Source organism: Kribbella sp. NPDC051137, assembly GCF_040682535.1.
In the GTDB taxonomy this organism is placed as follows: Bacteria; Actinomycetota; Actinomycetes; order Propionibacteriales; family Kribbellaceae; genus Kribbella; species Kribbella karoonensis.
In genome coordinates this window covers 353,308-374,644 of the sequence record NZ_JBFBBI010000002.1, presented here as the reverse complement: position 1 = coordinate 374,644, position 21,337 = coordinate 353,308, and the positions used below count along the sequence as shown (strand labels likewise).

The window sequence follows — 21,337 nt, the reverse complement described above, 5'->3', positions numbered from 1 at the left end:
GTGCGAGGTAGGGCTGCGGTGGTGGTTGCCGCGTTGGCTTTCGTCGTGGGGTGTTCGGAGGCGACGCCCAGCAGCTCCGGCTCGTCGTCGGCGCCCGGCTCGGCGTCAGCGTCCGGCTCGGCGTCGGCGCCGGTTGCTCCGCCGGTGCGGTTGACGGTGGCGTCGACCGTGGTGACCGGGCTCGAGGTGCCTTGGGGAGTCGCGTTCCTGCCGGACAAGAGCGCCTTGGTCACCGAGCGGGACGCGGGGAAGATCGTACGGGTCGCCGGTGGCCGGGTGACCGAGGTGGGGAGCGTCGACGGGGTGAAGGCCTCGTCGGAAGGTGGGCTGCTGGGGATCGCGGTGGATCCGGGGTACCCGGGCAAGCCGTACGTCTACGTGTATTACTCCAGCGGCAGCGACAACCGGATCGCGCGGATCACCTACCAGGACGGAAAGTTGTCGGACCAGCAGGTGATCCTCGACGGGATCCCGGAGGCGGCGATCCACAACGGCGGGCGGTTGCGGTTCGGGCCGGACGGCTTCCTGTACGCCGGGACCGGTGACGGGTCGGACCGGCCGAACTCGCAGGACGACAACTCACTCGGCGGGAAGATCCTCCGCATCACCACCGACGGCGAGGCCGCGCCGGGCAATCCGGACGGGCGCGTGTGGATCACCAAGGGCCACCGGAACGTGCAAGGCCTGACGTTCGACGGGAACCAGTTGTACGCCGCGGAGTTCGGGCAGAGCACCTGGGACGAGCTCAACGTGATCACGCCGGGCGCCAACTACGGCTGGCCCGCCGCCGAGGGAATCAGCCGGCTGGACGGGATGACCGACCCGATCGCGCAGTGGCCGACCGCCGACGCCTCTCCGTCCGGCATCACGTTCGCCAAGGGGTACATCTTCATGGCCGGGCTGCGCGGCCAGCGGCTCTGGGCGATACCCGTTGCCGGAGGCAAGCGAATCGGCGAGCCGAAGGCGTTCTTCACCCAGCAGTACGGGCGTTTGCGCACCGTCGAGCTCGCCCCGGACGGATCGCTGTGGCTCACCACGTCGAACACCGACGGCCGCGGAGGGCCACGACCGGGCGACGACCGGATCCTGCGCGTGACCATCAGCACGTCCTGAGCAGTCAACCGTTTCGCGACTTGGGTCGTCTGGTACTTGTGGAAGAACCCACACCATCAGCAGACCTGAGGAGGAGATCGGTATGCCGACCGGCCAGGCGTCTGGCGTCCCCAGCAGTGTGATCGCATCGGTGAGCAGCTTCGCGGATGCTCGGCGAACAGCGGAGTACCTGCGAAGTTACGGGATGGACGCGGCGAGCCTGGACATCGTCGGCGCCGGACTCCGGCAGGCCACCAGACGGCCGCGCATCCCGGTCGTCCGGATGACCGCCACCGGTGCGCTGCAAGGTGCTCTGCTCGGTGTCCTCGCGGCCGTCTTCGTCACGCTGGTCGCGCAGACCACGCTGACCAGCTTCGCGGTCGTGCTGTGGGGCTTCGTGTACGGGCTGATCGTCGGCACGCTGTGGGGGCTGTTCCGCGCGCTGTTCCGCAACCGGCCGGACACCGTCACCACCGAGATCCACCCGACCCGCTACGAACTCCGCTGCCCGGCCGACGAGCTGTCGGTCGCACAGACCTTGCTCGCGGACGCGGCCGACATCGACGACGGCCGGGTCGAGCGCGGAGTCATCGCGGACGCGCGGCCGACCGCGGAGCACCGCGACGCCGCCTGAAAGCACTGAAGTGCCGGACCCTGTGCAGCGGGGTCCGGCACTTCAGGAACGGCGTCAGATGCCGAGCTTCTCGTTCAGCAGCTGGCGGACCTTGGCAGCGTCGGCCTGACCGCGCATGTCCTTCATCACCGCGCCGATCAGCGCACCCGCCGCCGCGGGCTTGCCGGAGTTCACCTTCTCGACCACGTCCGGGTTCGCGGCGATCGCCCGGTCGATGGCCTCGAGCAGCGCCGAGTCGTCGGACACGAGCGCCAGCCCGCGCTTCTCGATGATCTCCGCCGGCGTGCCTTCACCGGCCAGCAGACCTTCGAACACCTGCCGCGCGAGTTTGTCGTTCAGCGTGCCGTCGTCGACGAGCTTCTGCACCTCGGCGACCTCGGCCGGACCGACCGGCAGCGCGTCGAGCTCCGTACCGGAGTCGTTCGCCGCGCGGGCCAGCTCACCCAGCCACCACTTCTTCGCCGCGGCTGCCGGCACCCCGAGCTCGACCGTGGACACGATCAGCTCGACCGCGTTGCCGTTCACGGCGTCCCGCATCTCGAGGTCGGTGAAACCCCACGCCTGCTGCAGCCGGGCCCGCCGTACGGCCGGAGCTTCGGGCAGCGTCGCGCGGATCTCCTCGACCCATTCCCGCGACGGCGCCACCGGCACCAGGTCGGGCTCGGGGAAGTACCGGTAGTCGTCCGCGTCGGACTTCTCCCGGCCGGCCGTCGTGATGCCGGTGTCCTCGTGCCAGTGCCGGGTCTCCTGCAGGATCTTCCCGCCGGACGACAGCACCGCCGCCTGCCGGGTGATCTCGTAGGTCACCGCACGCTCGACCGAACGGAACGAGTTCACGTTCTTGGTCTCGGTGCGGGTGCCGAGTGCCGTCGAGCCGGACGGCTTCAGCGACACGTTCACGTCGGCGCGCAGCGAGCCCTGGTCCATCCGGACGTCCGAGACGCCCAGCGAGAACAGCAGGTCGCGCAGCATCGAGACGTACGCCCGCGCCACCGCGGCCGCCTTGTCCCCCGGCACCTCGATCGTCTTGGTGACGATCTCGATCAACGGGATCCCGGCCCGGTTGTAGTCGACCAGCGAGTGCGTGGCGCCGTGGATCCGGCCCGTCGCGCCGCCCACGTGGGTGGCCTTGCCGGTGTCCTCCTCCATGTGCGCGCGCTCGATCTCGATCCGGTACGTCTCGCCGTCGACGACGACCTCGGTCCAGCCGTCGAACGCGATCGGCTCGTCGTACTGCGAGGTCTGGAAGTTCTTCGGCATGTCCGGGTAGAAGTAGTTCTTCCGGGCGAACCGGCACCACTCGGCGATCTCGCAGTTCAGCGCCAGGCCGATCTTGATCGCGGACTCGACCGCGCGCGCGTTCACCACCGGCAGCGCGCCCGGCAGACCGAGGCAGACCGGGCAGGTCTGGGTGTTCGGCGGCGCGCCGAACTCGGTCGGGCAGCCGCAGAACATCTTCGACCGGGTGTTCAGCTCGACGTGGACCTCGAGGCCCATCACCGGGTCGTACTGCGTCAACGCATCGTCGATTTCCAGCACGTCGGCAGTCATCGGGTCACCTCCAGCTCCGGAGCCTTGGTCATCAGTACGCCGCCCCACTGGTCGGCGAGGGCCGCCTCGAGCGCGCCGCCGACCTTGTACAGCAGGTCGTCGCGCATCACCGGCGCCATCACGTGGAAGCCGACCGGCAGTCCGTCCTCGTCGGCGAGGCCGCACGGGAACGACGCGGCCGCGTTGCCGGCCAGGTTGGACGGGATCGTGCAGAGGTCGTTCTTGTACATCGCGATCGGGTCGTCGATCCGGTCGCCGATCGCGAACGCGGTCGTCGGCGTGGCCGGCGAGACCAGCACGTCGACCTGCTCGTACGCGGCCGCGAAGTCGCGGGCGATCAGCGTCCGCACCTTCTGCGCCTGGCCGTAGTAGGCGTCGTAGTACCCGCTGGAGAGCGCGTGCGTGCCGAGGATGATGCGGCGCTTGACCTCGGCGCCGAAGCCGGCCTCGCGGGACAACGCGGTGACCTTCTCCGCACTGTTCTCCCCGTCGTCGCCGACGCGCAGCCCGTACCGCATCGCGTCGAACTTGGCCAGGTTGGACGAGGCCTCGCTCGGCAGGATCAGGTAGTACGCCGGGAGCGCGTACTGGAAGTGCGGGCAGGAGACCTCGACCACCTCGGCGCCGAGCTTGGTGAGCAGCTCGACCGCCTCGTGGAAGCGGGCCTCGACACCCGGCTGGTAGCCCTCGCCGCCGAGCTCCTTGACGACGCCGATCCGCAACCCGGCGACGTCACCGTTGCGGGCCGCCGCGACCACCGGCGGGACGTCCTGGTTGATCGAGGTGGAGTCCATCGGGTCCCAGCCCGCGATCGCCTCGTGCAGCAGCGCCGCGTCGAGCGTCGTCCGCGCGCAGGGGCCGGGCGTGTCCAGGCTTGAGGCCAGCGCGATCAGCCCGTACCGCGAGGTGCCGCCGTACGTCGGCTTGACGCCGACCGTCCCGGTGAACGCCCCCGGCTGGCGGATCGAGCCGCCGGTGTCGGTGCCGATCGCCAGCGGCGCCTCGTACGCCGAGATCGCCGCGGACGAGCCGCCGCCGGAGCCGCCCGGGATCCGGGACAGGTCCCACGGGTTGTGGGTGGTGCCGTACGCCGAGTTCTCCGTGGAGGAGCCCATCGCGAACTCGTCCATGTTGGTCTTGCCGAGGATCACGATCCCGGCGTCCTTCAGCCGCTTCACGACGGTCGAGTCGTACGGCGGCTTCCAGCCCTCGAGGATCTTCGACCCGGCCGTGGTCGGCACACCCTCCTGGGTGAGCACGTCCTTCAGCGCCAGCGGCACGCCGGCCAGCGGAGACAGCTGCTCCCCCGCCGCACGCTTGTCGTCGACCGCCTTCGCCTGCGCCAGCGCGCCCTCGGTGTCGACGTGCAGGAACGCGCGCACGTCACCGTCGACGGCGGCGATCCGGTCCAGGTGGGCCTGGGTGATCTCGACCGAACTGGCCTGCTTGGACTGCATCAGCTCCGCGAGCTCGGCCGCGGTCTTCCTGGTCAGGTCGCTCATGATCAGTCCTCCTCCAGGATCCGCGGCACCCGGAAGCGCTGCTCCTCCGCGGCCGGCGCGCCGGACAGCGCCTGCTCGGGGGTGAGGCACGGGACGTTCTCGTCCGCGCGCATCACGTTGGTCAGCGGCAGGGCGTGCGAGGTCGGCGGGATGTCGTCCGCCGCCACCTGGCTGACCTGCCCGACCAGCGTGATGATCTGGTCGAGCTGCGGCGCGAGGTGGTCGAGCTCGTCGTCAGAGAGCTCGATCCGCGCCAGTCGCGCCAGGTGCGCAACCTCTTCGCGGGTAATCGATGGCATGAACTGATCCAATGCGTGCAGTGACCGAAAGCCATGTAGACACATGACTTGCGCCATCCTAGTGGGCCGCTGTGACAGCTACGTTTCCGCGCCCCATGAGCTGTGGACAACGGGATGTTGAGATGGGTCGGCGTGTCTGTTCCTACCGCTCTGTAACATGGGCGGCGACAAGGCGTTACGCGCATGGTGATCGGCTGGGAGATGATCGTTCGGTGTTCCTGCTGCGCTTGATCATCCCCGACCGCCCCGGTTCGCTGGGCACGGTGTCGACGGCCCTCGGCGAGGTCAACGCCGACATCCACGCGATCGAGATCGTCGAGCACCGCCGGGAGAACGGCACCGCGGTCGACGACATCGTGGTCGACCTGCCGCCCGGCGTCCTGCCGGACCGGCTGGTCTCGGCCTGCAACAGCGTCCCGGACGTCGAGGTCATCTGGTTCTCCCGGTACGGCGCCGGCGGCGGGCTGCACATGGACCTCGAGGCCGTCGAGCAGATGACGTCCGCGCCCGCGGACGCGATCGACATCCTGGTCGAGCAGTCACCGGCCGTGCTGCACGCGGACTGGGCAGCGCTGCTGGACGGCACCGGCAGCGAGGTCAAGGTCGCGCTGGAGACCAGCGCGACACCGGAGTTCGGCGACGTCGCCGCCCAGTGGCTGCCGATGGCGAAGGCCGCCACCCTCGAGGCCCCGGACCACAAGGGCCTCGCCGAGTCCGTCCTGGTCGCGGCCCCCCTGGAGTCCGACCGCCGGGTGCTGGTCATCGGCCGCCGCGGCGGCCCCGAATTCCTCGGCTCCGAAGTAGCCCGCCTCTCCTACCTAGCCTCCCTCGCCGTCACAATCCGCGCCACCGCCTGACCGTGCGACGTAGCCGGTCGCACCAGCGTCAACCTCAGCGTTGGTCCACGGGTGGTTCTCCGCTGGAACTAGTGTCCTGCTTCTGACATTGGTGAGATAAGTCCGGGCCACAACAGGTCCCTGGCCCCCAGGGCTTGTTCACAGACCCCAGGGCTTGTGGCGACGCGCGGCCGCGTGCTGCCCTGTCGGGGCCGCGGACCGCTGGCTCGGAAACTGGGCCGGGTGTTGGGTCGGGTGTTGGGTCGGGTGTTGGACCGGGTGTTGGACCGGGTGTGCAGACACGTGCCGGGGTCGTGCGACAGGCAATTGCAGGTACCCGGGCCCCAGGGCTTGTTCACTGACCCCAGCGGCTGGGCACATGCCAGGTCGGGTCACGGGACCGGGCAGCCTTACCGCCCCGAACCGCCCACCCACACTCCCCGGCTTCAAGCCGGCGCCCGGCCGGGCAGGTCCACCGGCTCGTCTTGGTGCACCGCAGCCGCACCGCAGCACCGGACCGGCACGGATCTCGTGCACAAAAGTGACCTCGGGCGAGCCGCTGCGGGACATCTTTGTGAAGCCACCAACCGTTTTCGCCGCCGCCGCGTGGTCGGTGGCTTCACAAAGATGAGGCCGGGCGAACCCGACCCTGTCACCCGAACGAACTTCAACAACGAGTCAACGGCGCTGGAACTACTTCTCGCGGGACGGGCCGGGAGTTGGAGTGCGGCGCTGGGCTGCGGGAGGGTGGTTCGTGGTTGTCGGCGGTGTGCTGGTGGGCGGGGGTTGGCCCTCCAGGGCTCTCATCGCTTGGGCCAGGTCAGGGGGTAGCGCCATGCGTGGTGGCACGACGGGCCGCCCGGCCTCCTTGCCCGAGCCGACAGCCGGTTGGACTGTTGGGAGGTGCTCGAGTTCGTCGAGGGCCACGCCCCTCGAACGTCCGAGCCGGCCGGCGGTCACGTCGAAGATCTCGCCGTCCTTGCGGGGCGCGAAGGCAATGACCTGCCGTACCGGAAGGGACGATTCCGTCGTACCTTCGAACTCGCGGTAGGTGACTCGGTGCGAAGGCCCCATCGGCCGGCCGCGGCGGTTGAACTCCTCGACGACCGGGATCTTGATCTCGGCGCAGTCTCGCAGGTCCGCGTGACTGTCGGAACGCCCGAGGCGCTCGCCGGCGAACTCGGCTTCGCGGCCTTCGCGCAGTGCACTCAGCGCGACCCGAGCAGCCTCGAACAGCTACGCTGCGGTGCCATTGGGATTCGCCTGGGCACGTTTCTGGAGTTCACGCAGCTCGTCGCGGAGCTCTGGGTCCAGGATGAGGTGGTACTTCGCTGTCACCGGGCTTGGGGCGGCTGGTCGCTGTCCAGATTCCACCCGAACTCCGCGGCAAGCTCATCGGCGGACACGTAGTCATCCGAGCTGTTCGTCGCCAACCGGCGCCGAGTGACCTCGCGGATCTCGGCCGCCTGTTCGGCATCGTCGGCCAGTTCCTCAAGCTGCTCCCACCGGTCGAACGGAACGACCACGCCCTCTGGACGACCGTTGTCTCCGAAGATGAGCGGCTCCGGCTGGCCGGCACGGAACCGCTGCAGCATCCGAGGAAGGTTGTGAGCCGCGGTCGCCGTGTCGATCACGTTGACCCGATCACCGTTCGGGCGATCCTGCGGTGTCTCCGTCGACATCTGAGCTCCTTTGCATTCAACGGTCTCGAATGACGTGCAGGACTCGTCCTCTCCTTCAGGTGAACTGGAAGTAGGCGAGGGCCCAGAGGCCGGCGATGATCAGGAGGACGACGACGCCGACGAGGGTGACGATCAGGATTGCCTGGCTGTTCGATCCGTTCCGGTCCGGGAGGTCGAACTGGGTGGGGCCCCAGGCCCCGCCGCCGTCGACACGCTGGACCGCCTCGGGCGGCGGCTGTGCCACCGTCCGCGACTCCCGCTTCTCCCGGGGGAACTTCACATCCGGCCTCCGTGCCTCAGGCGTAGAACGACTCGTGGTCGATCGTGACCCGCTGCGACCCGTAGTCGCCGGTGCTGCCACCGTCGATCTCGACCTTCCAGCCGCCAACATAAGCAGCGTACTGCTTACCGTCACTGTGCGCCTGGATGTACGCCTTCAACGCCGCCGCGTTACCGCCCTTGAGGACGCCGAACGCGTCGTTCATCGCCGAGGTCATCGCGCCCTTCGTGGCGCTTCCGCTGTCCGCCGAGGCGCTGAATTCGACCATGTTGATCTGCTGGTTCCGGCTACCCAGGACGAACACTCGCTGCGAGCCGTACTTCCCGACGTCCTTGCGGCAGGAGCTGGTGCAGACGTACGACTTCGCCTTCAGCGCCGTGGTCATCTGAGCCACCGTGGTGTCGAACGTCTGGTCCGGCAGGTCCAGCGACTCCTCGCCGTTCTTGTGGCCGGACACCTGCAGGCCCGAGCCGTCGTTGCTGAGCTGGAAGGAGCCCCAGTTCGTGCCGACCTCGGTGGACCGCTGACCGGTCTTCACCGCGTCCTGGATCTTGGTCACCGAGTCGCCGCCGAAGGTGTCGTTGCCGATCGCCTGCAGCGCCTGGCCGAACGCGACCTGGGCGTTGTTGTTGTTGTCCTCGTCGTCGGTCGCGACCCGGGCCGCGATGATCGTGCCGTCGGACTTGAACTGGAAGATCACCTCGGACGACCGGCTGTTGCCGTCGAGCTTGAAGCAGCCGCGGTGCGCGCCCTGGCCGGTGTTGAACAGGTCGCTGCAGCCGAAGCCCATGCCCTGCAGCTTGTCGGTCACGCTCTTCGCCTGGCCGGTCGCGTTGCCCAGCTCGCCGGTGCCGCCACTGGTGGACGGGGACGTCGACGGGTCGCCGCCCTCGCTCTTGCCGCTGGTCGGCTGGCTCTCCGGGGTGTCGTCGCCGCCGCTGAACGCGCGGATGCCGAGGAACACCAGCAGGCCGATCAGCACGATGCCGACCACTCCGCCGCCGATCACCAGCGGCATCTTGTCCTTGCTGATGCCGCCCGGGCCCTTACCGCCACCCGGACCGCCCTGACCGCTCGGCTGCCACTGTCCGGGCTGTCCGCCGCCCTGCTGCTGGTGCCAGCCGCCCTGCTGCGGCTGCTGCTGACGCTGCCCCCAGGACTGCTGCTGGTACGCGCCGCCGCCCTGCTGCGGCTGCTGACCCCAGCCACCACCCTGCTGACCCTGCTGACCATGCTGCCCCGGCTGACCCTGCTGTCCGGGCTGCTGGCCCCAGCCGCCCTGCTGCGGCCGGTCCTGCTGCGGCGGGCGCCCCTGCTGAGGCTGGCCCTGCTGCGGCTGACCTTGCTGCGGCTGACCTTGCTGCGGCTGCTGGCCGTGCTGAGGTTGCTGCGGCTGCTGAGGCTGTTGCCCCCAGCCACCGCCCTGAGCGGGAGGTTGCTGGCCCCAGCCACCCTGCTGAGGCTGCTGCGGCGGCTGCGGCGGCTGCTGCGCACCTCCCTGTCCCCCGTGCTGCCCGCCTGGCTGGCCCCCCGGCTGCCCAGGACCCCATGGTCCCTGCGGCGGCGTCGTCATAATTGCTCCTTCTGACCCAGATCTCGACGTGCAAAGTTAACAGTCGGACGGCTCAGCTCTGTCGGCGGATCCGTCCGGCCGGGGAATTCTTCCGCGCGATTCAGGACGCGCCGGCCGCCGGCGTACTCGCCACCGCGGCCGCCGCCTCGGCCCCGTCGTCCAGCAGCACCCGGAACCCGGCGGAGTCCAGGATCGGCACGCCGAGCTGCACGGCCTTGTCGTACTTCGACCCCGGGGAGTCGCCGACCACGACGAACGACGTCTTCTTCGACACCGAGCTCGCGACCTTCCCACCGCGCCCGACGATCGCCTCGGTCGCCTCGTCGCGGCTGAACCCCTCGACGGTCCCGGTCACCACCACGGACAGCCCGGAGAGCGTCTGCGGCAGCGTCGGACCGGTGCGCTCCTCGCGCATCAGGACGCCGGACGCCAGCCACTTGTCGACGATGTCCCGGTGCCACGGCACCTGGAACCACTCGATGATCGCCTGCGCGATGGTCGGCCCGACGCCCTCGATCTCGGCCAGCTGCTCCTCGCTCGCGGCCCGCACGTCGTCGATGTTGTCGTACACCTCGGTGAGCGCGACGGCCGCGGTCGGCCCGACGTGCCGGATCGACAACGCGACCAGTACCCGGGACAGCGGCCGGGCCTTCGCCTCCTCGAGGTTGGCGATCAGCTTGCGCGCGTTCGCCGACAAGGCACCGGCCTTCGTGGTGAAGAACTCGCTCTCGGCCAGCTTCTCCTCGGTGAGTGCGAACAGGTCGCCCTCGTCCGCGATCAGCCCGCCGCGGATCAGCGCGTCCGCCGCCTTGAACCCGAGCCCCTCGATGTCGAACGCGGACCGCCCGGCCAGGTAGAACAGCCGCTCCCGCAGCTGGCCCTGGCAGTACTGCGAATTCGGGCAGCGGATGTCGACGTCGGACTCCTTCGCGGGCGCCAGCAACGTGTCGCACCACGGGCAGTGCGTCGGCATCTCCCATGCCGGCAGCCCCTTCGGGCGCAGGTCCACCACCGGCCCGAGCACCTCGGGGATGACGTCGCCCGCTTTCCGCAGTACGACGGTGTCGCCCGGGCGGACGTCCTTGCGGGCGACCTCCTTGGCGTTGTGCAGCGTCGCGTACTCCACCGTGGACCCGGCCACGCGGACCGGCTCCATGTGCGCGAACGGGGTGACCCGGCCGGTGCGGCCGACATTCACCTCGATCTCGATGAGCTTGGTGTTCACCTCTTCCGGCGGGTACTTGTACGCGATCGCCCAGCGCGGAGCGCTCGAGGTGGACCCGAGCGCACGCTGCAGGTCGAACTCGTCGACCTTCACCACGACGCCGTCGATCTCGTGGTCCACCGAGTGCCGGTTCTCGCCGTAGTACGCGATGAACTCGTTGACCTCGTCGAGCGTGCCGACCCGGCGGGCCCGGTCGCTGACCGGCAGGCCCCACTCCTTCAGCTGCTCGTACGCCTCGGACAGCCGAGCCACGCGGTACCCCTCGACCTTGCCGAGGCCGTGCACGACGAACCGCAGCGGCCGGGCCGCCGAGATCCGCGGGTCCTTCTGCCGCAGCGATCCGGCGGCGCTGTTCCGCGGGTTCGAGAAGACGTCCTTGCCGGCCTCGACAAGCTGGGCGTTCAGCTCCTCGAAGTCCTCGACCCGGAAGTACACCTCGCCGCGGACCTCGAGGAAGGCCGGCAGGTCGTCGCCGTGCAGGTGCTCCGGGATGCTCTTGATCGTGCGCACGTTCGGCGTGACGTCCTCGCCGGTCCGGCCGTCGCCGCGGGTGGCGCCGCTGACGAGCTTGCCGTTCTCGTACACCAGGTCGAGGGCGAGGCCGTCCACCTTGAGCTCGCAGAGGAACCCGCTGTCGACGATCTGCTGGGCCGTGACCTCGCGCTCCAGACGCTTCGCCCACGCCTCCATCTGCTCGGCGGAGAACGCGTTGCCGAGGCTCTCCATCCGCATCGGATGGTCGACCGGGCTGAACAGCGTCGAGACGGGGGCCCCGACCTTCTGGGTGGGCGAGTCCGGGGTGCGAAGCTCGGGATACTGCTCCTCGATGCCCTGCAACTCGTGCATCAGCGCGTCGAAGTCCGCGTCCGAGATGATCGGGCTGGCCAGGTAGTAGCGCGCCCGGTGGTCCTCGATCTCCTGGCTCAGCTCCGCGTGCCGCGTCCGGACATCCGCGGGCGCCCCAACGTTCTCGCTCATAAGCAGAACTTACATGGCGCTACGGACAGAATTCCGCTACTCGTCGGCGGCTTCGCCGACCACGTCGACGATCTCGCGCAGCAGTTTCAGGCGGGCGCGGGCATCCGCCGTCGACGGCGCGGCGGCCAGTCCACACGCCGGCGTGATCACCACTTGCTTCAGCAGCTCAGGGTCCAGACCCAGCTCGCGCCAACGCCGTACCAACGGCTGTGCGGCCTGCTCCGGGCGCGGCACCGCGCCTGTGGTGGGGACGACGCCCGCGAAGATCCTGGTGCCGGCCTCCGCCGCAACCGCAACCTGGTCCCAGGCCGCGTTGTTGAGCAGTGAAACGTCCACGGCGATCCCGCTGGCGCCGGACTTGGTGAAAACCTCGATCGGCGGCCGGGCTGCGCAGCAGTGCACGACACTCGCAGGAAAGAGGCTCAGCAGCTCGACAGCACCAGGACCGTCCACAGACCGGTGCTTGCTCCAACCAGAGGCCGTCGGCACGGCACCAGCCAGTACGGCGGGAAGCCCGGGCTCGTCCACCTGCAGCAGCACCTCCGCCCCAGGCACCCGCTTGCGTACTTCGGCCACGTGCTGCTCCACGCCGTACGCCAGCGCCTGGGCGAGATCCCGTCGCGCACCGTGGTCCGCGAGCACCTTGTCACCCCGCGGCCGCTCCACGGCAGCCGCCAACGTCCACGGCCCGGTGACCTGCACCTTCAGCTGGCCCTCGTACCCGTAGGCGTACTCCTCCAGCACATCCAGGTCCTCTTGCAGCAAAGCCCGGGCCCGCCGCTGGTCCAGGCTCGCCCGCGCGTCGCCACCACCGGTCAGGCGCCACCCGACGGGCTGCAGGTCAGCGGCCAGCTCTGTGAGTACGGCGATGGTCCGGCTGATCATGTCGCCGTACGGGCGCGCCGGTAGCTCCGGGAGGAACGGGAGGTCGACCAGCTCGAGTACTGCGCGCATCCACTCGCGGATGTCGTCGCCGGGGACGGATCCCAGACCGCTGGTCGTCATACGGCGGCGCTGACGCGCTGGACCGAGTCGATGGTGGCCGAGCCGATCACGCGGGTGCCGTCGTACAGCACGACTGCCTGTCCGGGGGCGACAGCGGAGGTGGGCTCGTCGAAGGAAACCTGCACATGGTCGCCCTGGACCGTTGCGACAACGGGCACCTCCTCGCCATGCGCACGCAGCTGGGCTGTCGCGCGCAACCGGTCCTCCGGGGCAGGACCGCACCAGCGGGGCTTGGAGGCGGTCAGGTCCGAGACTGCCAGTTCCTCGCGGGAGCCGACCGTGACGGTGCGGTCCACCGGGCTGATGTCGAGGACGAAGCGGGGCTTGCCGTCGGCGGCCGGCGTACCGATCTTCAAGCCCTTGCGCTGGCCGATGGTGAAGCCGTGGGTGCCCTGGTGCTCGCCGAGCTTGTTGCCCTGCGCATCGACGATGTCGCCGGGCGCCTCACCGAGCTGGGCGCCGAGGAAGCCCGCGGTGTTGCCGTCGGCAATGAAGCAGATGTCGTGGCTGTCCGGCTTCGCTGCCACCGACAGCCCACGCCGCTCGGCTTCCTCGCGGACCTCGGTCTTCACCGTGTCACCGAGCGGGAAGAACGCGTGGGCAAGCTGCTGCTGCGTGAGGACGCCGAGCACGTACGACTGGTCCTTGGCCGGGTCGACGGCGCGGTGCAACTCGCGAGCGCCGTCAGGCGTGTCCACGATCCGCGCGTAGTGCCCGGTCGCGACCGCGTCGAAGCCGAGCGCCAGCGCCCGCTCCAGGACCGCGCTGAACTTGACCTTCTCGTTGCACCGCAGGCACGGGTTCGGCGTACGGCCGGCGGCGTATTCGTTGACGAAGTCCTCGACCACGTCCGCGTGGAACCTCTCGGCCAGGTCCCAGACGTAGAACGGGATGCCGATCACGTCCGCGGCCCGGCGGGCGTCGCGGGAGTCCTCGATCGTGCAGCAGCCGCGCGCGCCGCTGCGATACGACTGCGGGTTCCGGCTGAGCGCCAGGTGCACGCCGGTCACGTCGTGCCCGGCCTCGGCCATCCGCGCGGCCGCGACCGCGGAGTCCACTCCGCCGGACATGGCTGCGAGTACCCGCATCAGGTGTTCCTTCCCACGTTCTGCAGGCCGGCGGACTTCGCCCGCTCCACGACCGGCCCGATGTTGTCCAGTACGGCGTCGACGTCGGCGCGCGTACTCGTGTGCCCGAGGGTGAACCGGAGCGAGCCGCGGGCCCGCTGGTCGTCGTACCCCATCGCGAGCAGCACGTGGCTGGGCTCGGCGACGCCGGCGTTGCACGCGGATCCGGTGGATACCTCGATCCCGCGCGCGTCCAGCAGCAGCAACAGCGAGTCGCCCTCACAGTCGCTGAAGGACAAGTGTGCGTTACCGGGCAAGCGGCCGACCGGGTCGCCGGAGAGCTTGGCGCCCTCGACGGTGCTCGTGATGCCGTGGACGAGGGTGTCCCGCAGCTCGGTCAGCCGCGCAGCCTCGTCGGCCTGGTGCTCGACCGCATGCTCCGCGGCCACCGCGAACCCGGCGGTCGCGGGCACGTCGAGAGTGCCGGAGCGGACGTCGCGCTCCTGCCCCCCGCCGTGCAGGATCGGCGTCAGCTGCGTCTCCTTGTGCACCACCAGCGCCCCGATGCCGTACGGACCGCCGAGCTTGTGCGCCGAAACCGTCATCGCGTCCACGCCGAGCGCCGCGAAGTCCACCGGCACCTGCCCGACCGCCTGCACCGCGTCGGTGTGCACGGGGACGCCGTACTCCGCCGCGATCGCCGCGACCTCCGCCACCGGCTGCAGCGTGCCGACCTCGTTGTTCGCCATCATCAGCGTGACGAACGACACGCTCTCCGGATCCCGCTCGACGGCCCGCCGTACGTCCTCCGGCCGCACCCGCCCGAGCTCGTCGACCGGCAGCCACTCGATCTCGGCGCCCTCGTGCTGCCCGAGCCAGACCGCCGGGTCCAGGACCGCGTGGTGCTCGATACCGCTGAGCAGGATCCGGCGCCGCCGCGGGTCCTGCGCCAGGCGGGACCACCACAGGCCCTTGAGCGCCAGGTTGTCCGCTTCGGTGCCGCCGGAGGTGAACACGATCTCGCTCGGCTGCGCACCGAGCGCGGCCGCGATCGACTCGCGCGACTCCTCGACCGTCCGCCGCGCACACCGTCCGGAGCCGTGCAGGGACGACGCGTTACCGGTACGGCCGAGGTGATGGGTCATCGCCTCGATCGCGGCCGGCAGCATCGGAGTCGTCGCCGCGTGGTCCAGGTACACCGTGCGGCGGTCGGAGGAAGTCATATCGGTTTCAAGGGTATGTCCGCCGCGGATGTTCCCGCGCGCCGGGAGCCGAGTGACCCGCCGGCACGTCATTCTTCCCGGGGGCTATCGCGTGGGAAGGCGGAGACATGAGTGACTGGTGGACAGAGCGCCGGCAGAACCAGCAACTGTCGGACCTGCAGAGCGAGATGTCGTACGCGCGGCAGGAGGCGTCCAGCCTGCGATCGCAGCTGTCCCGGATCCAGGGCAGCCTGCAGAGCCGGGTGGAGAGCATGTCGCGGGCCTTCGACGCGTTCGTCGAACTGTCCGACCTCCGCCAGGAGACGGTCGCCTTCATCGACGCCGCCGAACTCCGCCGGTACGCCGCCCGGGTCCTCAGCGCGATGGCCGCCGGTACGGAACTCCCCGCGGCCGGCCGGCCCGTACCGCAGTACTGGCTGGAGCCGGCCGTCGCCGCTCTCGTCTCGCTGCACGCCGGCAGCCCCGACGAGGAGGCGCTGAGTACGGCGATCAAGCTCGACGAACGCCGTACGTCGACCTTCCTGGCGCTGGCGTTGGCCGCGCTCGGGAAGCGGCACTTGGTACGGACCGAGTGGCTGGATGCGGCTTTCGGCGTACCGAACGACGACGGGACGTTGACCCGAGTTCAGCGGGTTCTCTGGACGACCGCGGCTCGTGGTGGGTTCGGCGCGGAGACGCTCGACCTGGTGATTCAGCGCCTGCAACTCGGCGTGACGGCCGACGGGGCGTGGCTGTCGAAGCTGGAGGCTCGTGGCAGCGCCGGGGCGCGACCGCGAGGGCTCAAAGCCACGGAGAAGCAGGACGACGCTTGGTACCGGTTGCGCCGTGTCGCCGACGCTGTGCAGACGATCGCCGGCAACACCGAGGCGCGCGAGCCCGACCCGAGTCTGACGGCGGAGGCCGAGGCAGAGCCGGAGAAGAACACGGCCGCGGCCTTGTTGCGGTTGCTGATCTCCGAGGGAAGCGAGCCGGAGCGCGAGACGCTGGCGCGGATCGCCGTACTGCGGGCACGTGTCACCGGCGGCGCCGAGACAGTGGAGACACTGACGGACTCGGCCGGTACGGTCGGCCAGCTGCTCGCCGACGACCTGGCGACCGCCGCGGAGCCACACCTGACAGCGACCGCGCTCCGGGTGATCGCGCCGTCGGTGCTGCCCGCGGTCGAAACCCTGGCGGGGACGGCCGACCAGCCTGCTCCGACGCAGGTCACCGTCGACAGCGGCTCACGAACTATCACCGTTCGCCCGGACGGACCGGACAAGCTGGAGCTCGGCGCGGCCACGACCGCGCTGACCTCGGGCGTCGGAGTCGCCACCGGCAAACAGACGGCGGTACCGATCGGGTTGATCGCCGGTGGTGCGGTGGTGGCGCTCGGACTCGGGCTGGGCGTCCACTGGTTCTGGATCGTCGTCGGCCTGGTGATCGCCGGCTTCGGCCTGAACAGCTACGCGAAGCTCCGCTCGTCCCTGAAGGCCGACGCCCAACGAGCCGCCGGCGAGGTGACCACCCTCAACGACCGTTGCACCACCGCAGCCAAATCCCTGACGGACTACATCGGCAACACCGAGGCCCGCCACGCCTCCATCACCAGCTCCCTGACAACCCTCCGGCAACAGCTCACCCCCTGATCCACGGAGCTTCCCGGGGGCCTTGCACAGGAACTTCCCGGGGCCTTGCACAGGAAGTGGTGGCTGGAAACCTGCAATTTCCTGTCTGCGGTCGGGTGCTTGCTGTCTGCGGTCGCCGCAGCTGTTCGGGTCTGGACGGACGAAGGCCCGGCTCGGTGGGTTACCGGGCCGGGCCTTCGGGCGCGCGGGGTCAGGACTTGCGCTTGGTTACTTCTTCGGTGGCGGTGGGGAGGACCTTGTGCAGGTCGCCGACCACGCCGAAGTCGACCAGCTCGAAGATGGGGGCTTCGGGGTCCTTGTTGACCGCGACGATGGTCTTCGAGGTCTGCATGCCGGCGCGGTGCTGGATGGCGCCGGAGATGCCTGCCGCGACGTACAACTGCGGCGAGACCGTCTTGCCGGTCTGGCCGACCTGGTACGCGTGCGGGTACCAGCCTGAGTCGACCGCGGCGCGGGAGGCGCCGACGGCGGCACCCAACGAGTCGGCGAAGGCCTCGATCGGGCCGAAGTCACCACCGGTACCACGACCACCGGACACGATGATCGCGGCCTCGGTCAGCTCCGGACGGCCGGTCGCCGCACGCGGCTTGGAGTCGGTGATCCGTGCGGTCTTCGCGGCGTCGGAGATCGTCACATCGAACTCCTCCACCTCCGGCGACGTCTGCGCAGCCTCGGGGGTCGCGGCGTTCGGCTTGACCGTGATGATCGGGGTGCCGTGGGTGACCTTGGCCTGGACGGTGAAGTTGCCCGCGAACACCGACTGGGTAGTGACAGGGCCACCATCACCGGCCTGGACGTCGACGGCGTCGGTGATCAGACCCGAGTCCAGCTTGACCGCGAGCCTGGCCGCGATCTCCTTGCCCTCGGCGTTCGACGAGATCAGGATCGCCGACGGCTCGACCTTGGCCGCGATCTGCTGCAGCGCCTCGGCCTTCGGGGCCACCAGGTACTGCGTCAGCTCCGGACTCGACAGCGCGATCACCTTGGTGGCGCCGTACTGCCCGAGCGCCGGGAGCGCCTCGGAAACGCCGTCGCCGATGAACACGGCGACCGGCTCGCCGAGGCGGCGGGCGATCGTGAGGAGCTCGGCGGTCGTCTTGCGGACCGTGCCCGCGGAGTGGTCAACGAGAACCAGAACGTTCGACATAACGCGCCCCTCAGAGGAACTTGTTCGTGGACAGGAACTCGACCAGCTCGGCAGCGCCGCTGCCGTCCTCGTCGGTGACGATCGTGCCGGCGGTGCGCGCCGGACGGGCGGTCACCTCGACCACCTCGGTCCACGCGCCCGAGCCGCCGACCTGGCCCAGCTGGTCCGGGGTCAGCTCGAGGTCGGCCAGCGACCAGGTATCGACCGGCTTCTTCTTGGCGGCCATGATGCCCTTGAACGACGGGTACCGCGGCTCGTTGGCCTGGTCGGACACCGACAGCACCAGCGGCAGCGTGCCCTCGATCGTCTCGCTCGCGGTGTCGCCGTCGCGGCGGATCCGGACGGTCTGCCCGTCGACGGTCACCTCCGAGCCCAGCGTCACGGCCGGCAGCCCGAGACGCTCCGACACCATCGCCGGGACGACACCCATGCCGCCGTCGGTCGACCCCATGCCGAACACGACCAGGTCGGCCTCCAGCTTGGCCAGCGCCTTCGACAGAATCAGCGAGGTCGCGACCGCGTCCGAACCGTGGATCGCGTCATCCAGCACATGGACACCGGCGTCGGCCCCCATCTGCAGGCCCTTCTTCACCGCGTCGGCAGCCTGCTCCGGCCCGACCGTGAGAACGGTCACCTCAGCGTCGCCGGCCTCCTTCACGGTGAGCGCGGTCTCGACGGCATATTCGTCCAACTCGGACAGCAGCCCGTCGACACCGGCACGATCCACCGTGTTGTCCTCCGAGCGGAAGCGGCGGTCCGCGGTGGCATCCGGCACGAACTTCGCGCAGACGACGATCTTCATAGCGTGTGGGACCCCTTCTGGTTAACGGTCTCTCCAAGCCTGCCATGGATGTTACCCGCGAGAAACATACGGCTGATGCGAGTCCCATCACAGTCTCGGGCACGACTAGTGTTGCGCAGGTGACCGAGACGCTACCGCTCACCGGCGAACGGACCGCGCCCGGGATCTGGCACGAGAACTACTGGTTCGCGCGCCACGATGCCGCTTATCGCTGGATCACGGCCAATCTGCCGATCGAGCCGGACGGCCGGGTCCTCGACGCCGGCTGCGGCGAGGGCTACGGCGCGGAGCTGCTCCGGCGGGCCGGGGCGAGCTCCGTGACCGGACTCGACTATGAAGATACGACGTTGCGGCACGTCCGCCGCGTTTATCCACAGGTCAATGTCGCCGAGGGCAATCTGGTGCAGACGCCGTTCGCCGATCGGGCGTTCACGACCGTCACGTCGCTGCAGACGATCGAGCACCTGTGGGAGCAGCCGCGGTTCGTCGCCGAGTGCGCGCGGATCCTCGCACCACAAGGCACCTTGGTCCTCAGCACGCCGAACCGCCTCACCTTCCCGAGCGGCAACTGGTACCACACGCGCGAGCTGACCGCGGACGAGTTCGTCGAACTGCTCGAGCCGTACTTCGAGATCACGCAGGCGCTCGGGCTCCACCACGGCGCACGCCTCACCAGGTGGGAGACGCAGTACGGCTCCTGCGTGGAGGCGCAGCTCGCCGCCGGGCACGACCAGTGGGACGACGACCTGGCCGGGCTCGTGCGGAGTACGACGTACGAGGACTTCGAGATCCGTCCAGGAGACCTGGACGGATCTCTCGACCTGATACTGGTGGCTACTACGGCCGGATGATCTTCTCGACGATCTTGCCGGCGATCAAGTAGACGAGCGCCGCGATCCCCCAGTTCACCAGCAGGGTGTTCTTCGCGGTCTGCAGCCGGAACAGGTCCTTGAACGGGCCCACCAGGTCGTGCCCGCGCTCCAGGATCCAGCGCACGATCTCGTTGCTCTGGTTGGTCTGGTCGAGCGCGGTGAACAGTGCGCCCAGCGCCAGTACGGCGGCCGCGAGCACCGCGATCAGCCAGATCAGCGAGGCGATCAGGTTCCGCAGCTTGCGGACGCCCGACCCGACCGAGGTCAGTGCCTGCTTGCCCTTGCCGGACGACCCGGAGGACGCACCCTTCGACGCCGGCGGTTTGTTGCCCGAGGCACCCGACGGCTTGACCGGCGGCTTCCCGCCCGCACCGGTCGAACCTGTCGCGCCGGTGGAAGCAGCGGCAGCACCGGTCGCCGCGGACGGCGCCGGCTTCTCAGCATCACCCGCGGCGGCATCCGGCGAACCGGCTGCGGCATCCTCCGAGCCCGCCGCAGCCGCCGGGGTCTCGGCCGCCTTCTCCCGGGCCCGCTGCTCGGCCACGATCTCGGCAGCCGTCTTCGGCCGCGCTGTCTTCGTCGCCGTCGCACCGCCGGCGTCGCTCGAGGCCGCGCCTGCGTCGGTCCCCGGCGTCGCGCCGGCCTTGGCGGCTTCGGCGGCCGCTTCCGCCTTGTCGTCCTGCGTACCCACGTCGTCCATCTCCTCAGCCGGGGTCCGTTCCTCGTCCGTGGCAGCCGGCGCTCTCCTCCGCCGGCTGACCGGGACCGGGCGCGGTGACAACCGGCGGCGGGCACCGGCGGCCGGCGCCACCGCCGTACCGCCGCCCACTGCTCCGTCGCCCGAGCCGTCAACTATCGGTGCTTCCGGGTTCATGCTGGTCTTCACGCCCATGTCTGGTTCGTTCGTTTCAAGCACTGGTTCCAACGTAGCGCTGCCGGCCCCCGCAACGGCCACAACCTCGGCCACGATCGGCACCGGGTCGACCGCACGCGGACGCGCCTGCGTGATCGAGCCGTCGGCCGCGGCCTGGTCCAGCGGCGACCGGGCGGCCTGCTCGGCAGCCTCGGCCTGGTCAGCCACGCTACTTCTCCTCTCCGATGCGCATCCGGTCGTGAGCGTCCGACCGGACGTGGGGGCCATAGTGCCCGACTGGTGAGTAACTTGAGAACCCCTCACGGCCCTCTTTTTCACCATCTGCTTCTACCTCATCACCACCCGCATCCCCCGGCGCCACGCTCGCAGGCTTCTCCACCGGCGGCATCCCGGCCTGCAACCGGGCCGCCGTCCGGTCGTTCGCGTCGGCCAGACCGGCCAGGTACTTGCGTCGCTCGGCGTCGGCGGCGTACCGCTCCCGCCGGTCGGCGAGCACCTTCGCCGGTACGCCGGCCGCCACGGCGTACGCCGGGATGTTGCCGCGGGCAACACTGTTGGCGCCGATCACCGCACCGCGGCCGATGTCGGTGCCGCGGGTGACCGTGACCTTGGTGGCCAGCCAGCAGTCCGGCCCGATCCGGACCGGCGACTTCACCAGCCCCTGGTCCTTGATCGGCAGGTCGAGGTCCTCGGTCTTGTGGTCGAAGTCGCAGATGTACGTCCAGTCCGCGATCAGCGTCGACGCGCCGATCTCCACGTCCAGGTAGCAGTTCACCGTGACGTCGCGGGCGAACACGACCTTGTCGCCGATCCGCAGCGTGCCCTCGTGCGCGCGCAGCCGGGTCTCGTCGCCCAGATGCACCCAGCGGCCGAGCACGATCCGCCCGTGCCCGGGCCGCGCCACGATCTCCAGGTGCTTGCCGAGGAAGACGAAACCCTCGGTGATCACCTGCGGGTGCCGCAGCTTGAACCAGGCGAACCGCCAGTAGCGCTTCAGGTAGTACGGCGTCCACGCCCGATGGCGCACCACCCAGCGCAGATTCGCCACCGACAGCAACCGCATCGAC

At 69.7% G+C, this 21,337-nt stretch carries 21 protein-coding genes; 7 read left to right on the top strand and 14 right to left on the bottom strand.

The window, feature by feature from the left end; genetic code table 11:
- Both AB0M51_RS09175 and AB0M51_RS09170 read left to right on the top strand, forming a co-directional pair.
- Positions 1 to 1,113 (top strand): PQQ-dependent sugar dehydrogenase, encoded by a 1,113-nt coding sequence (locus AB0M51_RS09175; RefSeq protein ID WP_344188280.1) that lies wholly within the window; start codon positions 1 to 3, stop codon positions 1,111 to 1,113.
- Between the two features lie 82 nt (positions 1,114 to 1,195).
- The gene (locus AB0M51_RS09170) at positions 1,196 to 1,726 is read left to right on the top strand and encodes a hypothetical protein (RefSeq protein ID WP_344188281.1); all 531 of its coding nucleotides are present in this window, start codon (positions 1,196 to 1,198) and stop codon (positions 1,724 to 1,726) included.
- Between the two features lie 54 nt (positions 1,727 to 1,780).
- On the opposite strand, the gene gatB is transcribed toward AB0M51_RS09170, so the two are convergent.
- The 3 genes from gatB to gatC are packed head-to-tail and all read right to left on the bottom strand — an operon-like array spanning position 1,781 to position 5,078.
- A complete protein-coding gene (gene gatB / locus AB0M51_RS09165) occupies positions 1,781 to 3,277 on the bottom strand; it encodes an Asp-tRNA(Asn)/Glu-tRNA(Gln) amidotransferase subunit GatB (RefSeq protein ID WP_344188282.1) in 1,497 nt (498 codons plus the stop codon).
- The gene (gatA, locus tag AB0M51_RS09160) at positions 3,274 to 4,779 is read right to left on the bottom strand and encodes an Asp-tRNA(Asn)/Glu-tRNA(Gln) amidotransferase subunit GatA (protein WP_344188283.1); all 1,506 of its coding nucleotides are present in this window, start codon (positions 4,777 to 4,779) and stop codon (positions 3,274 to 3,276) included. Before gatA ends, gatB begins: the two co-directional genes overlap by 4 nt.
- A 2-nt stretch (positions 4,780 to 4,781) precedes the next feature.
- Positions 4,782 to 5,078, bottom strand: a complete 297-nt coding sequence (gatC, locus tag AB0M51_RS09155) for an Asp-tRNA(Asn)/Glu-tRNA(Gln) amidotransferase subunit GatC (RefSeq protein WP_130387521.1) — start codon at positions 5,076 to 5,078, stop codon at positions 4,782 to 4,784.
- 212 nt (positions 5,079 to 5,290) lie between these two features.
- On the opposite strand from gatC, the gene AB0M51_RS09150 reads away from it, so the two are divergent.
- Complete coding sequence (locus AB0M51_RS09150; RefSeq protein ID WP_363748722.1) at positions 5,291 to 5,935, top strand: ACT domain-containing protein; 645 nt, start codon at positions 5,291 to 5,293, stop codon at positions 5,933 to 5,935.
- Positions 5,936 to 6,817: 882 nt separating this feature from the next.
- The gene (locus AB0M51_RS09145; RefSeq protein ID WP_344188285.1) at positions 6,818 to 7,324 is read left to right on the top strand and encodes a hypothetical protein; all 507 of its coding nucleotides are present in this window, start codon (positions 6,818 to 6,820) and stop codon (positions 7,322 to 7,324) included.
- Here AB0M51_RS09145 and AB0M51_RS09140 read toward each other — a convergent pair.
- The 3 genes from AB0M51_RS09140 to AB0M51_RS09130 form a co-directional block, all read right to left on the bottom strand.
- Complete coding sequence (locus AB0M51_RS09140) at positions 7,249 to 7,548, bottom strand: hypothetical protein (protein WP_363748719.1); 300 nt, start codon at positions 7,546 to 7,548, stop codon at positions 7,249 to 7,251. The genes AB0M51_RS09145 and AB0M51_RS09140 overlap by 76 nt on opposite strands.
- A 103-nt stretch (positions 7,549 to 7,651) precedes the next feature.
- A complete protein-coding gene (locus tag AB0M51_RS09135) occupies positions 7,652 to 7,876 on the bottom strand; it encodes a hypothetical protein (protein WP_344188287.1) in 225 nt (74 codons plus the stop codon).
- Positions 7,877 to 7,892: 16 nt separating this feature from the next.
- Entirely contained in the window at positions 7,893 to 8,894 is a 1,002-nt protein-coding gene (locus AB0M51_RS09130; protein ID WP_344188288.1) for a hypothetical protein, read from the bottom strand.
- 96 nt (positions 8,895 to 8,990) lie between these two features.
- On the opposite strand from AB0M51_RS09130, the gene AB0M51_RS09125 reads away from it, so the two are divergent.
- A complete protein-coding gene (locus tag AB0M51_RS09125; RefSeq protein ID WP_344188289.1) occupies positions 8,991 to 9,464 on the top strand; it encodes a hypothetical protein in 474 nt (157 codons plus the stop codon).
- An 85-nt stretch (positions 9,465 to 9,549) separates the two neighbouring features.
- Here the strand turns inward: AB0M51_RS09125 and ligA are convergent, their stop codons facing one another.
- Genes ligA through AB0M51_RS09105 form a run of 4 tightly spaced genes read right to left on the bottom strand, consistent with a single transcriptional unit; the run spans position 9,550 to position 14,947 of the window.
- Positions 9,550 to 11,652, bottom strand: a complete 2,103-nt coding sequence (ligA, locus tag AB0M51_RS09120) for an NAD-dependent DNA ligase LigA (RefSeq protein WP_344188290.1) — start codon at positions 11,650 to 11,652, stop codon at positions 9,550 to 9,552.
- Between the two features lie 36 nt (positions 11,653 to 11,688).
- Positions 11,689 to 12,657, bottom strand: a complete 969-nt coding sequence (locus AB0M51_RS09115) for a methionine synthase vitamin-B12 independent (RefSeq protein WP_344188291.1) — start codon at positions 12,655 to 12,657, stop codon at positions 11,689 to 11,691.
- Positions 12,654 to 13,745, bottom strand: a complete 1,092-nt coding sequence (mnmA, locus tag AB0M51_RS09110; protein ID WP_344188292.1) for a tRNA 2-thiouridine(34) synthase MnmA — start codon at positions 13,743 to 13,745, stop codon at positions 12,654 to 12,656. The genes AB0M51_RS09115 and mnmA overlap by 4 nt, the downstream gene beginning before the upstream one ends.
- Complete coding sequence (locus AB0M51_RS09105; RefSeq protein WP_344188293.1) at positions 13,745 to 14,947, bottom strand: cysteine desulfurase family protein; 1,203 nt, start codon at positions 14,945 to 14,947, stop codon at positions 13,745 to 13,747. The genes mnmA and AB0M51_RS09105 overlap by 1 nt, the downstream gene beginning before the upstream one ends.
- Positions 14,948 to 15,054: 107 nt before the next feature.
- Here AB0M51_RS09105 and AB0M51_RS09100 point away from each other — a divergent pair, with 107 nt between their 5' ends.
- Positions 15,055 to 16,575: a hypothetical protein gene (locus AB0M51_RS09100; protein ID WP_363748715.1), complete on the top strand. Its 1,521-nt coding sequence runs from the start codon at positions 15,055 to 15,057 to the stop codon at positions 16,573 to 16,575.
- Between the two features lie 190 nt (positions 16,576 to 16,765).
- On the opposite strand, the gene AB0M51_RS09095 is transcribed toward AB0M51_RS09100, so the two are convergent.
- The gene (locus tag AB0M51_RS09095) at positions 16,766 to 17,722 is read right to left on the bottom strand and encodes an electron transfer flavoprotein subunit alpha/FixB family protein (RefSeq protein WP_344188295.1); all 957 of its coding nucleotides are present in this window, start codon (positions 17,720 to 17,722) and stop codon (positions 16,766 to 16,768) included.
- A gap of 10 nt (positions 17,723 to 17,732) precedes the next feature.
- Positions 17,733 to 18,524 (bottom strand): electron transfer flavoprotein subunit beta/FixA family protein, encoded by a 792-nt coding sequence (locus tag AB0M51_RS09090; protein ID WP_344188296.1) that lies wholly within the window; start codon positions 18,522 to 18,524, stop codon positions 17,733 to 17,735.
- Positions 18,525 to 18,643: 119 nt separating this feature from the next.
- Between AB0M51_RS09090 and AB0M51_RS09085 the strand changes: the two genes are divergently transcribed.
- A complete protein-coding gene (locus tag AB0M51_RS09085; protein ID WP_344188297.1) occupies positions 18,644 to 19,375 on the top strand; it encodes a methyltransferase domain-containing protein in 732 nt (243 codons plus the stop codon).
- Here the strand turns inward: AB0M51_RS09085 and AB0M51_RS09080 are convergent.
- Together AB0M51_RS09080 and AB0M51_RS09075 are read right to left on the bottom strand one after the other, a co-directional pair.
- A complete protein-coding gene (locus AB0M51_RS09080; protein WP_344188298.1) occupies positions 19,362 to 20,477 on the bottom strand; it encodes a hypothetical protein in 1,116 nt (371 codons plus the stop codon). The genes AB0M51_RS09085 and AB0M51_RS09080 overlap by 14 nt on opposite strands.
- 1 nt (position 20,478) lies before the next feature.
- Entirely contained in the window at positions 20,479 to 21,333 is an 855-nt protein-coding gene (locus AB0M51_RS09075; RefSeq protein WP_344188299.1) for an acyltransferase, read from the bottom strand.
- Positions 21,334 to 21,337 lie beyond the last annotated feature (4 nt).

Excerpts from the sequence above, each read along its gene's own strand:
- AB0M51_RS09170 (WP_344188281.1), top strand. The coding sequence starts at position 1,196 with ATGCCGACCGGCCAGGCGTCTGGCGTCCCCAGCAGTGTGATCGCATCG.
- gatB (WP_344188282.1), bottom strand. The coding sequence starts at position 3,277 with ATGACTGCCGACGTGCTGGAAATCGACGATGCGTTGACGCAGTACGAC.
- gatA (WP_344188283.1), bottom strand. The coding sequence starts at position 4,779 with ATGAGCGACCTGACCAGGAAGACCGCGGCCGAGCTCGCGGAGCTGATG.
- gatC (WP_130387521.1), bottom strand. The coding sequence starts at position 5,078 with ATGCCATCGATTACCCGCGAAGAGGTTGCGCACCTGGCGCGACTGGCG.
- AB0M51_RS09130 (WP_344188288.1), bottom strand. The coding sequence starts at position 8,894 with ATGCCGCTGGTGATCGGCGGCGGAGTGGTCGGCATCGTGCTGATCGGC.
- ligA (WP_344188290.1), bottom strand. The coding sequence starts at position 11,652 with ATGAGCGAGAACGTTGGGGCGCCCGCGGATGTCCGGACGCGGCACGCG.
- AB0M51_RS09115 (WP_344188291.1), bottom strand. The coding sequence starts at position 12,657 with ATGACGACCAGCGGTCTGGGATCCGTCCCCGGCGACGACATCCGCGAG.
- mnmA (WP_344188292.1), bottom strand. The coding sequence starts at position 13,745 with ATGCGGGTACTCGCAGCCATGTCCGGCGGAGTGGACTCCGCGGTCGCG.
- AB0M51_RS09105 (WP_344188293.1), bottom strand. The coding sequence starts at position 14,947 with ATGACTTCCTCCGACCGCCGCACGGTGTACCTGGACCACGCGGCGACG.
- AB0M51_RS09100 (WP_363748715.1), top strand. The coding sequence starts at position 15,055 with ATGAGTGACTGGTGGACAGAGCGCCGGCAGAACCAGCAACTGTCGGAC.
- AB0M51_RS09095 (WP_344188295.1), bottom strand. The coding sequence starts at position 17,722 with ATGTCGAACGTTCTGGTTCTCGTTGACCACTCCGCGGGCACGGTCCGC.
- AB0M51_RS09090 (WP_344188296.1), bottom strand. The coding sequence starts at position 18,524 with ATGAAGATCGTCGTCTGCGCGAAGTTCGTGCCGGATGCCACCGCGGAC.
- AB0M51_RS09075 (WP_344188299.1), bottom strand. The coding sequence starts at position 21,333 with ATGCGGTTGCTGTCGGTGGCGAATCTGCGCTGGGTGGTGCGCCATCGG.